Genomic DNA, 14,713 nt, shown 5'->3' with positions numbered 1-14,713 from the left:
GCATATGGGAGAGATCTTCCACGTGGGGGCGCTCGTTCCCGCCGCGATCGGCACGTGTTGCATCGCTGCCGACCGTCGGTGGGTGCGGGCGCCCGAACTCTTGGCCTCGCTGATCATGCTGACGGCGATGCTCGATGTAATGTTCTGGTCGTTGATCGCTCCAGTCTTCTGGAGCGCTGCACTTATCGCGTTCGCGCTGCTCATGGTGGCGGCGCGCGGCCTCGGGCGCGGCGCACGAAGCGAGCCAGGATCGGCGCGCATGATGGGGGCGCACTCAGCCCTCGGCATGGTCGTGATGGCCGTTATCGTGATGGCGATGGCACCCGCCGGTTCATCGGTGGATTTGCCTGCTGGGGGGCATCAGCATGCCAGCACCGCAGTGTCGTTCTTGATTTTTTGTGTCGCGGTCTCAGTGGGCTACGGCGCGTGGTCGCTGGCGTCGGCGATGCGCCCGCATGGACGTTTCTCACGCCTGGCGAAACTGGAGATTGGCGCCATGGGAGTCTCGACAGCAGTCATGGGCGCCGCGCTGATTCTGTGAGTTGCACAAGAATGAGCGCGCGTCCGTAACCCATCGGCAACAGAATTCAGGGATGCTTGATCCATGTCGATCAAGGTCGCTCTCGAGCATTACACGAGCTATGAGTTCTCCGAGCCGGTAACGGTGCACCCACACGTGATCAGGCTGCGACCCGCGCCACACGCGCGGACTCCTATCGAGGCGTACTCGCTTGAGATCAGCCCGAAGAACCACTTCATCAACTGGCAGCAAGATCCCTTTGGCAACTGGGCCGCCCGCATCGTGTTCCCAGAGAAGGTCAGCAAGCTCGAAATCACGGTAGGCCTCGTCGCCGACATGATGGTGATCAACCCATTCGACTTCTTCATCGAGGAGTACGCCGAACAGTTCCCCTTCACCTATCGCCCAGAACTTGCTGCCGACCTCGCGCCCTACCGCGCGCCCGTCGATGACAGCACCGATGCCGAACGGTGGAAGAGCGAGCTGGCCGAGCTGCCCGAGAGCGGCATGGCAACTGTTTCATTCTTGGCGAGCCTGAACTCTGCGGTGAATCGCGCTGTCGCCTACGACGTGCGCATGGAACCGGGCGTGCAGTCACCAGACGAGACCTTGCGCATTGGCATCGGCTCTTGCCGCGACTCCGCGTGGCTGCTGGTGAGCCTGCTGCGCAAGTACGGCCTCGCGGCACGCTTCGTCTCGGGCTATCTCGTGCAACTTGCGGCAGATCAGAAGTCGCTCGATGGCCCCAGTGGCCCAACCGCCGACTTCACCGACCTTCACGCCTGGGCCGAGGTCTTCATTCCCGGTGCTGGGTGGGTGGGCATGGACCCCACGAGCGCGCTGTTCGCGGGCGAGGGTCACATTCCCCTCAGCGCGACCCCGCACCCGAGCACCGCGGCTCCGATCGAAGGATCGACGGGCCGCACACAGGTCACTTTCGGGTTCCACAACGAAGTGCGCCGCATTCACGAAGATCCTCGCACCACGAAGCCGTACACCACCCAGCAGTGGGAGCGCATCGACTTGCTCGGTGAAGCTGTCGACGAGCGGTTGCGCCAACAGGATGTGCGCTTGACGATGGGCGGTGAGCCAACGTTCGTCGCGTTGGACGACGCCACGGCCGCCGAGTGGAACACGGATGCTGATGGCCCGCAGAAGCGCGAGCGCGCAACGATCCTCGCCGAACGGCTGCGCGAGCAGTACGCACAGGGCGGGGTCGTGCACCGCGGAGACGGCAAGTGGTACCCGGGCGAACCGCTCCCGCGCTGGAACATCGCACTTCAGTGGCGCACCGACGGGGTGCGCATGTGGAGCGACCCCGCGCTATTCGCCGACCCCTGGAACGGCGACGCTGCGCCCGACGCCAAAGTGAAGGCCGAAGCGCTCGCGCGTCGAATGACTGAGCTGCTTGGCCTTCCTGCTGGCCAGCTGTTGGCGGCGTACGAAGACCCGCTCGCTGATGTTGCCGCCGAGATGCGTAAGCCAGCGGGCCCCCGCCTCGACGCAGACGAACTTGCTGAGGCTGACATCGCCGAGCTCGATGAGTCGGTCAATGAAGCTACGGGTTGGGTACTGCCCATCACCACAGAAGACGAATGGACGAGCCCCGCGTGGACATTCCGGCGCGGCCGCTTAGTGCTATTGCCCGGCACGAGTGCGGTCGGGCTGCGCCTGCCGCTCGACGCGATCGCGTGGACCGATCCCGAGCACCCGGGCGAACCCAGCTACCTTGAAGCTGGCCCTTCGCTCTTGCCAGGAATCCCCAAGGTCACTGTTGTCGAGCCCGACACCGCTCAGCGCACCGCGCTCGCCATCGAGGCCCGCTCGGGTCACGTGCACGTGTTCTTTCCGCCGACCACCACACTCGAGGCATATGCCGACCTGTTGGTGCTTATCGAGACAGCAGCGCGCGAAAGTAAGACGACGGTGGTGCTTGAGGGCTACGGCCCACCGCCCGACGCCCGCATCAGCCAGCTCGTGGTGACCCCAGATCCTGGCGTTATCGAAGTGAACGTGCAGCCGACATCATCGTGGGCCGAGCAGCGAGATCTGACTCAGTCGCTCTACGAGCACGCACGACAGAGCCGGCTTGCCACCGAGAAGTTCGATCTCGATGGCCTGCACACCGGCACCGGTGGCGGAAACCACATCACCCTCGGCGGCACACAGCCAATTGACTCGCCGCTGCTGCGTCGCCCCGACCTGTTGGCAAGCCTTGTCGCGTACTGGCAGCGGCATCCCTCGCTGTCTTACTTGTTCTCAGGGCGCTTCATCGGGCCAACGAGCCAGGCACCTCGCTTCGACGAGGGGCGCCCTGAGGCCGTGTATGAGATGGAGATCGCGCTGCAAGAAGTGCTGCGCCTATCGAAAGATCCTGACGACGAAGACGCCACCAACCTGCCGTGGCTCGTTGACAGAGCGCTTCGCCATCTGCTGACCGACCTCACCGGCAACACACATCGCGCCGAGTTCTGCATTGACAAGCTCTATTCGCCCGACAGCAGCCGCGGGCGACTGGGCTTGCTTGAGCTGCGCGGATTCGAGATGCCGCCGCATCCCGAACTTGCTCTCGTGCAGGCACTTCTGGTGCGCAGTCTGGTGGCGATGTTCTGGGAGAAGCCCTACACGGCACCACTGGTGCGGTGGGGTACTCGCCTGCATGAAGACTTCTTGCTGCCGCAGGGAGCTCGAGCAGACATCGCCGAGGTCGTCGCTGATCTGCGTGCACACGGCATTGCCTTTGAAGAGAGCTGGCTCGACCCGTTCGTCGAGTTCCGTTTTCCTCGCATTGGCATCACGCGAATCGGAGGCGCTAACAACGGCATCGAACTCGAGCTGCGCCAGGCAATTGAACCCTGGCACGTGCTGGGTGAAGAGGCAACAGCTGGCGGTACTGCACGCTATGTCGACTCCTCGGTGGAACGAATTCAGGTGCGCGTTCGCGGACTCGATAGCGATCGGCACCTCGTGACGTGCCAGGGTATACCTGTGCCACTTACTCCGACCGAGCACATGGGCGAGTACTACGCCGGTGTGCGCTACCGCGCTTGGCAGCCGTGGTCTGCGCTTCACCCGTCTATCGAGGTGCATGCCCCACTCACGTTCGAGGTCGTCGACATTGAGTCGTCAGTGAGTTTGGGCGGTGCGACCTATCACGTCGTTCACCCCGGTGGCCGTTCGTACGATCACCCTCCGATTAACGCGAACGAAGCCGAGGCTCGCCGCGCGAGTCGATTCGAGCAGCGCGGGTTCTCGGCCGGTGAGTTGGATATCGCGGCGATGCAGGATGCTGCGCGCAACGCTGCCACGAGCGACTACCCCCGCACACTCGACCTTCGGAGGGTTCCTCCGAAGTGAGCGTGCTCCACGAATATGCGGCAGAGCTGACGCGGGCGACATTGCCACTCACTGCCGCTGACGAGCGTGCTTCCGAGGCGCGTTACGACGAAGTTATCGCGCCCGAGGGCACGCTTCGTGCTGCCTGGAAGACTCTTGCTGCCGCGGCGGTCACGCTGACCTCAGCCGAAGTCGACCGCCTCGACGAAGAGATCGCGCAAGCGCTCGCCGATGATGGCGTCACCTACGCGCACCCGGGCGACGGAGCCAGGCCGTGGAAGCTCGATCCGTTGCCACTGGTTTTTGACGCAGAGTCGTGGACAGCGCTCGAGGTCGGTTTGGTGCAACGGGCCGAGCTGCTGAACGCGATCATGGCTGATATCTACGGCGAGCAGAAACTCCTTTCGGAGGGCATCATCCCTGCCGCGGTGGTTACCGCTCACCCCGGTTTCGTCCGCGCGATCGCACGCCCGAGTGTTCCCCAGGCTCACCCACTCTTGATGTCGGCGACCGATCTTGGTCGCGATGAGAACGGCGAATGGCGGGTGCTGGCCGATCGCGTACAGGCGCCTTCCGGGCTCGGGTATGCGATGGAGAACCGTCTTGTGATCTCGCGGCTGTTGCCGGATCTCTACCAAGAGGCAGACCTGCACCGCATGGATCCTTACTTCGCGATCCTTCGCGACGCGCTGCTGCAGTGCGCAGCGAGTGACGATACCGACCCCCGAGTGGTGGTGCTCTCGCCGGGAACGCACTCTGAAACGGCTTATGATCAGGCATTTATCGCCAACACTTTGGGGTTTCCGCTTGTGCAGGGCAACGACCTCATCGTGAGCGATGGATGCGTCTGGATTAAGCCGGCGCGTTGGCCGAACACCGTACCAGTTGACCGCGTTGATGTCATTCTGCGCCGTGTTGATTCTCAGTGGTGCGATCCACTTGAACTGCGCGGAGACTCGCAACTCGGGGTGACTGGACTCGTCGAAGCGGTGCGTCGTGGCACCGTGCAGGTGGTCAACTCTCTCGGCTCAGGCGTGCTTGAGAACCCGGCGTTGCTGCCTTTCATGGCTGCCGCGTGCGAGCGACTGCTCGGCGAGCAACTGCGACTGCCGGCGACTCCCGCTTGGTGGTGCGGCGAAGCGACGGGCCTCGCAGAAGTGCTTTACCGCCTGCGCAATGACCCGGAAGGCGTCATCGTGCGCACGCTCGATGGCGACCTCGCGGGTGACGGGGTGCCCGTCGAAGACTTGATCAGCCAGATCGAGACCCATCCCTATCGCTATGTGGGTCTCGCCCGGCTGCCGCTGTCGCAAGCGCCCTCGTGGGGACGCAACGGGGCTGCCTTGCCGCAACCTCTCGTGTTGCGAGGGTTTACCGTGCGCTATGGCTCGTCGTACCGCACCCTAGCTGGTGGCATGGCGACGGCACGTGATGACGACGGTGCTCCGCTGACCAAAGACGTGTGGGTTCTCAAGGCTGACCCTGACGATCCTGATCAGGGTTTGGCGTTGACGATGCCGCGCACGCTGATCCCTTCTATTCCCGCTCTCGCGCCGCGTGCGCTCGAAGACATGTATTGGGCAGGCCGTTACGCAGAACGTGCCGAAGACATGCTGCGCCTCGTTCTGGCGGCGCAAACCGATCTTGAACGCAAACGCGCCCCACGAACCAGTGCCGAGTCGGTACTTCTGGGCGTTATCCATTCGCTCGCAGGTACCAGGTTCTCGCAACCAAACGAAGAGTTGCGTTCGCTGTTGGTAGACGCACATCGCCCGGGGTCTGCGGCACATGCGCTTTCGCGTATGCGAGGTTCGCTTGAGGGCGTACGCGACCAGCTTTCGGGCGATGTGTGGCGCGTATTCGGTGCTGCCGATCGCGCCATGGCGGTTGCGCGCACGACGGCGCACAGCCCGCAGATCGCAGAGTCCGCGGGACGCATGCTGACCGGCGTGCTTTCGCTGCACGGTGTCACGGCCAACATGATTCGTGACTCGGGCTGGCACATGATTGAGGCCGGACGCTACATCGAGCGCTCGATGCAGCTGTGCGCGTTGCTCACGGCAACCACCTCGGCACACCCGGTGCGCGCCACTGATCGAGGGATTCTCGACGGCGTCTTGCTCGCTGCCGAGAGTCTCGTGACGCATCGCCGCCGGTATCGCGGGTACGGCCGCACGCGAAGCGTCTTCGAACTGCTGCTGAAAGACCTCGACAATCCGCGTTCGCTCGCATTCGCGCTTGAGCAGTTGCACACCCACCTGGCGGCACTTCATGAGTCGACGGGTTCGACCAGGCCTGAGCGGCTGCGGTTCGAGTTGGCCGACATGCTCGACTCTGCAGACGCCGCGACGCTCTCGCAAGAGATTGATGGCTATCGGCCCGCACTCGCCGAGATGCTTGAGGAGATGTCACAGGGGCTTCGGCAACTGTCAGATGCGGTCGGCGATGTGCACTTCGCGGGCGGTCCGCCGTCGATGGAGATGTCGTCGCTCTCGCTGATTGAAGAGATCGGGCGCGCATGAAATACCTGCTCTCTCACAGCACCGAGTACCGCTATGACAAGCAGGTGCGCAACAGTCTCGGTGTGCACCATCTGCGGCCGCGGTCACTGCCATGGCAAGAGGTATCATCCCACACGGTGGTGCTTGACCCGGTGCCTACCGACACGTCTCGTGACGTGGACTATTACGGCAATGCGGTTACCTATTACCACCTTCTCGAGCCCCATACGCGCCTCGAAATTGCGGCAACGAGCGAGGTGACGGTCTCCGTACCCAGCTATGACAAGTCAGCGCTTGCGATGCCGTGGGAGAACGCTCGACCTTTGCTCGGTGATACCGGACCCCACGGATGGAGCGCCACCGAGTTCGCCCTCGAGTCGCCCCGGGTGAAGCACACGCCCGAAGCAGCCGAGTACGGCGCCGAGTCTTTGACTCCCGGCCGAGCGCTCGGCGAGGCTGCGACTGATCTGATGAAACGCATCTATCGCGACTTCGACTACGACACCAAAGCAACGACCGTTACGAGCACGGTCGCCGACGCGATGCGAAAGCGCGCCGGGGTTTGCCAAGACTTCGCTCATGTGGCTCTGGCCTGTCTTCGCAGCCACGGCCTTGCTGCGCGCTATGTCAGCGGATATCTCGCCACCCAGCCACCTCCCGGCAAAGAACGCGTTTTCGGTGCCGATGCCTCTCACGCCTGGCTTGCGGTGTGGTTGCCCGCGTCAAATGAGTGGCTGGCGATCGACCCGACGAACAATCAATGGGCCAACGATCGGTACATCACGGTGGCTTGGGGGCGTGACTATGGTGATGTTGCCCCGGTTCGTGGCATCATCTGGTCGAAGGCTAGGCGATCAACGCTCAATGTCTCGGTGGATGTGGCTCCTGTGGAGGCGTAAAGCATGAAGTCGTTTCGTTGTCGTGTATGCGGTGCACAGCTGTTCTTTGAGAACTCGGTCTGCGTGTCTTGTGGCACCGCCCTGGGTTATTCGCGCGATGAGCACGACATCGTTCCGCTCAACAAGTCGGGGCAGTACGTCGACTCCGACGGCATGGTTTGGTATATATGCCGAAATTTGAATTTATCTGGATGCACGTGGCTCGCGCGCATCAAGGGCGAGCAGTGTGACAGCTGTGCGTTGACGCGTGTGCGCCCGAACGACGCTGATCTTGAAGGCCTCGAGAACTTCGTGTCGGCCGAGCGCGCGCAACGTCAGCTGGTGGTCGAGATCGACCGCCTGGGTTTACCTCTTCGCAACCGAGCCGATGAACCCATCGAAGGACTCTGCTTCGACCTGCTATCGAGTGTGTCGCAGTCGGTGACAATTGGGCATGCCGATGGCGTGATCACGATCGACCTTGCCGAGAGCGACGACGTCTATCGCGAGCGAGTGCGTGACCGGCTCGACGAGCCGTACCGCACAATGCTCGGGCACTTCCGGCACGAAGTAGGTCACTACTACCAATGGCAGCTCGTGCGTTCAGCCGACGAGTCCGCCCGCTTTCGTTCGCTGTTTGGCGACGAGAGGGCCGACTATCAGGCTGCAATCGACGAGCACTACGCGAATGGTGCGCCGGCGGGTTGGCGGCAGTCCTACATCTCCCAGTACGCGACCATGCACCCCCACGAAGATTTCGCCGAGACCTGGGCGCACTTCCTTCACATTCGCGACACTATCGACACCGCTGTGTCGTTCGGACTCATCTCGGCCCCGCCCGCGGGCCAGCAGTTTCGAGAGCAGGTCGTGAAGGTGTGGATGCCGCTGGCTGCTGCCCTCAACGGGGTCAACCGTTCGATGGGCAAAGAGGATCTCTACCCATTCGTCATCGCCAGCGACGTGCTCGACAAGCTCGACTATGTCGCTGACCTGGTGGCAGACTTCGTGCTCTGAAGGCGTTAGCGCGACCCTTCGCATGCCGGATGTTGTTGGTGATGCGGGCCGTCGCCACGACACCGCACGGGTGACACAGGGTGACACCCGCCACTTTTGAAGACAGTAAACTGCACTTTCGTAACGTTTTGGCGATGCATACCGATGACACCGCCCCGGCTCTCCTCACGAGGCCGCACGTTTCTTTCGCGCCACCTCAGCTAAGAGCTTGCTCCGCGAATAGGTCGTTATTGTGTCAGTTCTTCTTGGCGCACACCCCACGCTCCACCCAAGACGAAGGACACATCGTGCGAGATGCTTTCACCCGTGGCGCCATACTTTTGGGGCTCGTCGTGGCCAGCCTCGCTATTGGATTACCTTTGCAGACAGCTGGTTTGTCGAGCGCAACACTCTTCGCGGGTCTCGCGATCGGTGCCGCCGTGGCGCTCGCGACATCACAGGTGCGCGTGTTCCCCAAGCCAGTCGTGCGCGCCGCTCACGGCGGAGTCGGCGTTGTCGTCGCGAGTAGCGTCTCGTACACGGCGCTCGACTCATTCACGACGACCTGGTCGTTTGTGTTGGTTGCGGTGACTGTGACTTTGCTTCTCGGATTTCTGGGTGCCTGGCTCTTCTTCGTCGTGACCAAGTCGTCTGACGTCACCTCGTTGCTCGCAATGCTCCCCGGGGGAGCGGCGGGTGTGTCTGCGCTGAGTTCAGAGCTCGGCGCAGACGATCGTGTGGTGTCGGTCTCTCAGTACACACGCCTGTTGATCGTCGTGCTCTCACTGCCGCTCATCGCCACACCCCTGGGGGCGGTCGCTTCGGCGGGCGACGGCCCGGCTTTTGACCTTTTGGCCCCGATCGATCCGACCGGACTGGCGCTCGTCGTGGTGACGATCCTTGTGGGCGGATGGGGCGCGAGCAAGTTGAAGATTCCCGCGAGTTGGCTTCTCGGTCCGCTCATCGTCGGCGTCATGTTCGCCGCATTTCTGCCCGGTCTTTGGTCGCCTCCCGCGCAGCTCACCCCGATCGTGTTCGCGATTGTCGGTCTTGTCATCGGCTTGACGTTCGATCGTGCATCTTTCAAGGCTGTCGCGGCGGTGGTGCCCTGGGTGGCGGCGATTGCTGTCGTATTGATTGCCGCCACTTTTCTCGCATCGACCCTCGCCGCCGATATCTGGGGGATCGACCGACTCGATGCATACCTCGCAACGGCGCCGGGCGGCGTCTATGCGGTTGCCGCCTACGCAGCGACGTCTGCGGATGATTCGGCGCTTGTGATGGCCACTCAAACCGCCCGCTTGCTCGCTGTGCTCGCGCTTACGCCGCTGTTGGCATGGGGATTGCGCCAGCGACGACGCCCGCGATAACGATCAATCGAATACGCCCGAGACGATCTCGCCGGCGTACAGCTGCTCAAGGACGGGGCAATCATGGAGGTACGGGCAGCAGTCGCTCGCGAGGCGCGACAACCGCTCCAACTGATGACGTTGCAGCTCGACGAGCCGCGAGCGAACGAGGTACGCGTGAAGATGGTCGCTGCGGGTGTCTGTCACACCGACGCGAGTGTTCGCGATCAGTTGCTCCCGACCCCGTTGCCTGTCGTCTTAGGCCATGAGGGCGCCGGAATCGTCGTTGAGGTGGGCGCGGCTGTGCGAGCGGTCGAAGTAGGGGATCACGTTGTTCTGGGCTCGACGTCTTGCGGGTTCTGTAAGTGGTGCCTCGTCGGGTATCCAGCCGACTGCGTGAACGCCGGTGTCTACAAATGGTCTGCGAAGCGTTCCGACCGCACCACCGCGTATGCCGATGGCGCAGAGGCTATCGGGAGCCACTTTTTCGGGCAGTCGAGCTTCTCCACGTATGCCAACGTTGATGCTCGGACTGTCATCAAGGTGCCCAAATCCACGCCCTTGCGCCATGCCGCAGCCCTCGGCTGCGGCATGGCGACGGGTGCGGGCACTGTCTTCAACGTGCTTCGGCCAGAGCCTGGTTCTTCCATTGCAGTTTTCGGAACAGGCGCCGTCGGGTGTGCCGCCATGCTGGCCGCGGTCGTTGCCCATTGCTCGACGATCATCATGGTGGACGTTGTCGACAGCCGGCTGCAACGGGCTATGGAGCTGGGCGCGACTCATGTCGTCAACGGTTCGCGGGAGGACAGCGTTGCTGTGATCCGAGAGATCACAGGAGACGGTGTGCAATTTGCGGTCGACACGACGAGTAGCGCTCAGGTGTTTCGCCAAATGCTCGACTCCCTTGCAACGAGAGGTCACGCCACCCGTCTCGGGGAAGCTGCGCCCGGCGACAACGCGGTCATCGACCACGGCAAGATAATGAAGCGCTCCCAGCGCATAACGGGCGTCCGCCAGGGCGACGCGGTACCACAAGTGATCGTTCCTCAACTGCTCGAACTGCATTCTGCTGGTCGCTTCGCCTTCACAGAACTGATCGAAGTTTTTCCGTTCGAGCAGATCAATGACGCTTTTGACGCGTCTGCGTGCGGCAGAACCATAAAGCCGATCGTTGTCTTCTGATGTCGAACGTGCCCAGGCGCGCACGGCGGGGGCTGTGCTCGCTGTCACTGTGATGCCACAATCTGTGTCTCTGTGTCGCACTCGGTAACGGGGTCAGGAGCGTCGTCGTAACAGGCATGTAAAACCCGGTGAGATCGATCATCTCGCGTTGTTTCTCGACCGATCCGGCACGTAGCGTCAGATGACGAGAGGAACACGTGCGAATCATGACTATCTGCGCTCGCCAAGAGGTTGAAACCGCTTTTTCGGGTTTCCCGTCGGGCGTGGCTGCTCTCACCGCAGTGATCGACGGCGAGCCGGTCGGTTTCGTGTCTACGTCGTTCACCGTGGGAATATCGTTCGACCCGCCGCAGGTGCTGTTCTCCGTCAAACAGAGCTCTCGAACGTGGCCCGTTCTGCGCCGTGCCGAGCGAATCGGAGTTTCGGTGCTGGCCAGCGGGCAAGAAGAGACATGCCGGCAGCTGGCATCGCGTTCGCGCGATCGCTTCGCGGGGCTTGACGTGCTGGCAGGTGATGGTGGCGCGCTGTTCGTTGCGGGGTCGGCACTCAGGTTGGAATGCCGCGTTCACGCGGAACACGAGAGCGGGGATCACATCCTGGTCGTTCTTGGTGTGGAACGCATGGAATCCATCGCTGACGCCGAGCCCCTCGTGTACCACCGCCGAACATTTCGCCAGATGCTGGCGGCCCCGCAGCGCAACATCGCGTAGGGCTCCGCGGCACCCCCTCATGGGGTAGGTCAGATTTGCCCGATCCTGTGTCTGGGACCTGCTCTCAGCGGCTCAAGCCTGCGGCTGCCGTCTTGCAACGCGGTTGGGCCACCGAATGCGCGCGCCGGCTCTTTGAAATCGATAGCCATCACGGGTTCTTTCTGTGACGCACCCGCATCAATCTGTCTCTCTGTGCCTGGGTCTGTAACGAGGTCAGGAGCACCGCATAAAAGGCATGTAAAACCCTGTGATTTCGGCGATTTCGCTTTGTTGGACGGGAGATCTGGCACGTAGCTTCAAGAGTGCGCAGAGACAGAGGCGCAAAACGCAGCGGCGTGAGGAGCAATTTTATGGTGACCGCACTCACCGATACGAAACCGATTATCTCGTTTCGAGACATCGGTATGTCGTTCGGAGATGTCCCTGTCTTCGAGGGTTTCGACCTTGACGTCAGCCCAGGGGAATTCGTGTCGATCATCGGTCCCTCCGGCTGCGGCAAGTCAACGGTTCTGCGGCTCGGCTCAGGGCTGCAGGAGCCGACCGAGGGCGACGTGTCTCGTACGACCGACAACATCGGATACGTCTTTCAGGATGCAACTTTGATGCCCTGGCATACGGTTCGCAAGAATGTCGAACTGCTGGGCAAACTCGACAAGTTTTCAGCGGCAGAACTCAACAAACGAGTTGATGACGCGCTCGAGAAGGTCGGGCTGACCCAGTATGCGGATCTCTTGCCTCGTCAGCTATCGGGTGGCATGAAGATGCGCGCATCGCTTGCGCGAGCGTTGGTCGTCCAGCCGGAGCTCTTCTTCTTCGATGAGCCATTCGGCGCACTCGATGAAATCACGCGGGTTCGGCTGAACCAAGAACTGATGACCTTGTTCGCCGAGCGGCGGTTCGCTGGCCTCTTCATCACCCACTCTGTCGATGAGTCCATCTTCTTGTCGACGAAAGTGCTTGTGATGTCGCCTCGACCTGGGCGCGTTGTCGCATCCTTCGACGTTCCCTTCGCCTTCCCTCGCCCAGTGGAGATCAAATTCACTCCCGAGTTCGCCCAGCTAGAGCAAGCCGTTGCAACGGCGCTTGGCGAGGTTTCCTAATGCTCAAAACCGACCCGCAACTCTCAGGAGACAAAAGGGGCACCCCCAAAGCGCCTTCGCGCACGAGCACCTCAAGAGGCCGAGGAACGAAATGGAAGAAGAGCGCACCCGCGATCATCTTCTTCCTCTTGATCATGGCCTCGTGGTATCTCGTCTCCTATGTGATCCTCGAACCCGGCAAGCAGTTCTTGCTTCCACCTCCACATCAAGTCATCATCGACGGCTTTGTCGCGCAAGAAGCGCGACAAGACATCATGTTGGCCGCTTGGGAATCCTTCAAGGTGGCCATCGTCGGCCTGACCATCGCTTTTGTGCTTGGGATGACGCAAGCGATCTTGATGAGTCAGGCCAAGTGGGTAGAGAACATGCTCTATCCGTATGCCGTATTTCTGCAGACCATTCCCACACTTGCGATCATCCCGGTGATCGGCTTCTGGTTTGGATACGAGTTCAACGCACGGGTGGTTGTCTGCGTGATCATCGCGCTATTCCCGCTGGTCATCAATCCCCTCAAAGGACTTCTGAGCGCAGATCGCGGGCTTCATGACCTGTTCACCATGAAGAAGGCCAGTCGTATGACGCGACTACTACGTCTTCAGCTACCCGCCGCGCTTCCCGATATCTTCACGGGTTTGCAAACCGCCGCCGGCCTCGCCGTTGTCGGGGCAGTCGTTGGCGACTATTTCTTCGGGCGGGGGGCGATCGGGTTGGGCTTGCTTATCTCCCGGTACAGCTCTCGCCTCGCGGCGTCCGAGATGTTAGCGACGGTGCTTGCTGCCTGCGCGCTCGGCGTATTGATGTTCTGGTTCTTCGGCATGCTCGGGCGCCGAGTTGTCGGGAAGTGGTCAGATGCGTGGTCTCGTTGACCGCGCTTGCCCTCTCGTCATGTCCCACCCCTCCCCGAGCAACACTCCCTGCACCACCATCTTGCGGTAGCCACGGCGCCGTCCCTACGAAAGGACCAATCATGAAGGCACAGCAGAGAACAGTGCGCGCAGCGAGCGCAGTGGCTGCCATCGGCGGGCTCGTATTGCTGGCCTCGTGCTCGGCAACCCTCGAGACCGAGACCGAGACCGAGACAGCAGATGTCGCAGCTTCCGGCGTACTCACCGACATCTGCCCCGCAGATGTCGTTATCCAGGCTGACTGGGAACCAGAGTCTGAGCACGGCGGCATCTACGAGCTTGTCGGCGATGACTACGTCATTGATGCTGACAGCAAGTCAGTCACCGGAACGCTGATGGACGGCGATGAAGAGACCGGCGTGAACGTCGAGATCCGTATCGGCGGGTCCCCGGTTGGGTATCAGCCCGTGCAGTCGTTGCTCTATCAGGACGACGACATTCTCATGGGCTACGGACGGGTCACCGAGACCATTCCGGCCGCCGACACCAACGCAGTGGTGGGCATCATGTCGACACTGGAGGCAAGCCCGTACTCGATCTACTGGGACCCCGCCACGTACCCGGATGTTGAATCCGTCGCTGACCTGAAAGACTACGACGTCACGATTCTCATGGGATCCGACGCGACCGTGTGGCAGGACTACCTGCTGGGCACTGGCGTCATCGAGGCAAGCCAGATTGACCAGTCCGATGCTCCCAAGCCGGCAACATTCATCGCGGCCGACGGAGCAGATGCTGAGGCGGGCTTTGCGTCAGCGGAACCGTACCTCTATGAAGTAGAAGCGACCGAGTGGGGCAAGCCGGTAGAGATTGGCCTCATTCATGACCTGGGCTTCCCGGAATACTTCCAGTCAATGATCGTGCGTTCGGCTGATGTGACGGAGCAGGCCGAGTGCCTTACCGAACTCGTTCCGATTCTGCAGCGCGCAGAAGTGGCATACATCGAAGACCCAGCTGCGACGAATGAACTCATCGTCGAGCTGGTTGAAGAGTACGACACCGGCTGGATCTACACAGCTGATCAGGCGGAGTGGTCGATCGAGAAGCAGAAAGAGCTCGGTCTTGTCGGCAACAATGCAGAAGGCGTATTGGGCGGCTACGACATCGAGCGCGTGCAGGAACTGATTGATCTCGTTGGTGAGTACACCGACTACGACGTCAGCGAAATCACTCCTGACACCCTCGTGACGAACCAGTTCATCGATACCAGCATTGGTTTGCAGGGCTAGAGAAAACAGA

11 protein-coding genes are annotated in these 14,713 nt (G+C 61.7%); all 11 read left to right on the top strand.

What is annotated here, in order from left to right:
• Positions 1-4: 4 nt before the first annotated feature.
• The 11 genes from AB0O81_RS07955 to AB0O81_RS07905 all read left to right on the top strand — a co-directional run bounded on the left by AB0O81_RS07955 (position 5) and on the right by AB0O81_RS07905 (position 14,703).
• Positions 5-541 carry a hypothetical protein gene (locus AB0O81_RS07955; RefSeq protein ID WP_363583011.1) on the top strand — a complete coding sequence of 179 codons (537 nt, stop codon included), beginning with the start codon at positions 5-7 and terminating at the stop codon, positions 539-541.
• A 63-nt stretch (positions 542-604) separates the two neighbouring features.
• Complete coding sequence (locus AB0O81_RS07950) at positions 605-3,877, top strand: transglutaminase family protein (protein WP_363583009.1); 3,273 nt, start codon at positions 605-607, stop codon at positions 3,875-3,877.
• Complete coding sequence (locus tag AB0O81_RS07945) at positions 3,874-6,378, top strand: circularly permuted type 2 ATP-grasp protein (RefSeq protein WP_363583007.1); 2,505 nt, start codon at positions 3,874-3,876, stop codon at positions 6,376-6,378. The genes AB0O81_RS07950 and AB0O81_RS07945 overlap by 4 nt, the downstream gene beginning before the upstream one ends.
• Positions 6,375-7,256 (top strand): transglutaminase family protein, encoded by an 882-nt coding sequence (locus tag AB0O81_RS07940; RefSeq protein ID WP_363583005.1) that lies wholly within the window; start codon positions 6,375-6,377, stop codon positions 7,254-7,256. The genes AB0O81_RS07945 and AB0O81_RS07940 overlap by 4 nt, the downstream gene beginning before the upstream one ends.
• Before the next feature lie 3 nt (positions 7,257-7,259).
• Positions 7,260-8,249 (top strand): putative zinc-binding metallopeptidase, encoded by a 990-nt coding sequence (locus AB0O81_RS07935; RefSeq protein WP_363583003.1) that lies wholly within the window; start codon positions 7,260-7,262, stop codon positions 8,247-8,249.
• Between the two features lie 287 nt (positions 8,250-8,536).
• Positions 8,537-9,598: an AbrB family transcriptional regulator gene (locus AB0O81_RS07930; RefSeq protein ID WP_363583001.1), complete on the top strand. Its 1,062-nt coding sequence runs from the start codon at positions 8,537-8,539 to the stop codon at positions 9,596-9,598.
• A 63-nt stretch (positions 9,599-9,661) separates the two neighbouring features.
• Positions 9,662-10,759, top strand: coding sequence for an NAD(P)-dependent alcohol dehydrogenase (locus AB0O81_RS07925; protein ID WP_363582999.1), 1,098 nt, complete (start codon positions 9,662-9,664; stop codon positions 10,757-10,759).
• Between the two features lie 206 nt (positions 10,760-10,965).
• Positions 10,966-11,469, top strand: coding sequence for a flavin reductase family protein (locus AB0O81_RS07920; protein WP_363582997.1), 504 nt, complete (start codon positions 10,966-10,968; stop codon positions 11,467-11,469).
• 350 nt (positions 11,470-11,819) lie between these two features.
• Complete coding sequence (locus tag AB0O81_RS07915) at positions 11,820-12,569, top strand: ABC transporter ATP-binding protein (RefSeq protein WP_363582995.1); 750 nt, start codon at positions 11,820-11,822, stop codon at positions 12,567-12,569.
• Complete coding sequence (locus tag AB0O81_RS07910; RefSeq protein WP_363582993.1) at positions 12,569-13,435, top strand: ABC transporter permease; 867 nt, start codon at positions 12,569-12,571, stop codon at positions 13,433-13,435. The genes AB0O81_RS07915 and AB0O81_RS07910 overlap by 1 nt, the downstream gene beginning before the upstream one ends.
• Before the next feature lie 101 nt (positions 13,436-13,536).
• Entirely contained in the window at positions 13,537-14,703 is a 1,167-nt protein-coding gene (locus AB0O81_RS07905; RefSeq protein ID WP_363582991.1) for a hypothetical protein, read from the top strand.
• Positions 14,704-14,713 lie beyond the last annotated feature (10 nt).

This window comes from Microbacterium sp. NPDC076911 (assembly GCF_040687125.1).
Taxonomy (GTDB): domain Bacteria; phylum Actinomycetota; class Actinomycetes; order Actinomycetales; family Microbacteriaceae; genus Microbacterium.
Note: the sequence above shows the minus strand (reverse complement) of the source record. Positions and strands in the feature narration are given on the sequence as shown.

Excerpts from the sequence above, each read along its gene's own strand:
- AB0O81_RS07955 (WP_363583011.1), top strand. The coding sequence starts at position 5 with ATGGGAGAGATCTTCCACGTGGGGGCGCTCGTTCCCGCCGCGATCGGC.
- AB0O81_RS07950 (WP_363583009.1), top strand. The coding sequence starts at position 605 with ATGTCGATCAAGGTCGCTCTCGAGCATTACACGAGCTATGAGTTCTCC.
- AB0O81_RS07940 (WP_363583005.1), top strand. The coding sequence starts at position 6,375 with ATGAAATACCTGCTCTCTCACAGCACCGAGTACCGCTATGACAAGCAG.
- AB0O81_RS07935 (WP_363583003.1), top strand. The coding sequence starts at position 7,260 with ATGAAGTCGTTTCGTTGTCGTGTATGCGGTGCACAGCTGTTCTTTGAG.
- AB0O81_RS07925 (WP_363582999.1), top strand. The coding sequence starts at position 9,662 with ATGGAGGTACGGGCAGCAGTCGCTCGCGAGGCGCGACAACCGCTCCAA.
- AB0O81_RS07920 (WP_363582997.1), top strand. The coding sequence starts at position 10,966 with ATGACTATCTGCGCTCGCCAAGAGGTTGAAACCGCTTTTTCGGGTTTC.
- AB0O81_RS07915 (WP_363582995.1), top strand. The coding sequence starts at position 11,820 with ATGGTGACCGCACTCACCGATACGAAACCGATTATCTCGTTTCGAGAC.
- AB0O81_RS07910 (WP_363582993.1), top strand. The coding sequence starts at position 12,569 with ATGCTCAAAACCGACCCGCAACTCTCAGGAGACAAAAGGGGCACCCCC.
- AB0O81_RS07905 (WP_363582991.1), top strand. The coding sequence starts at position 13,537 with ATGAAGGCACAGCAGAGAACAGTGCGCGCAGCGAGCGCAGTGGCTGCC.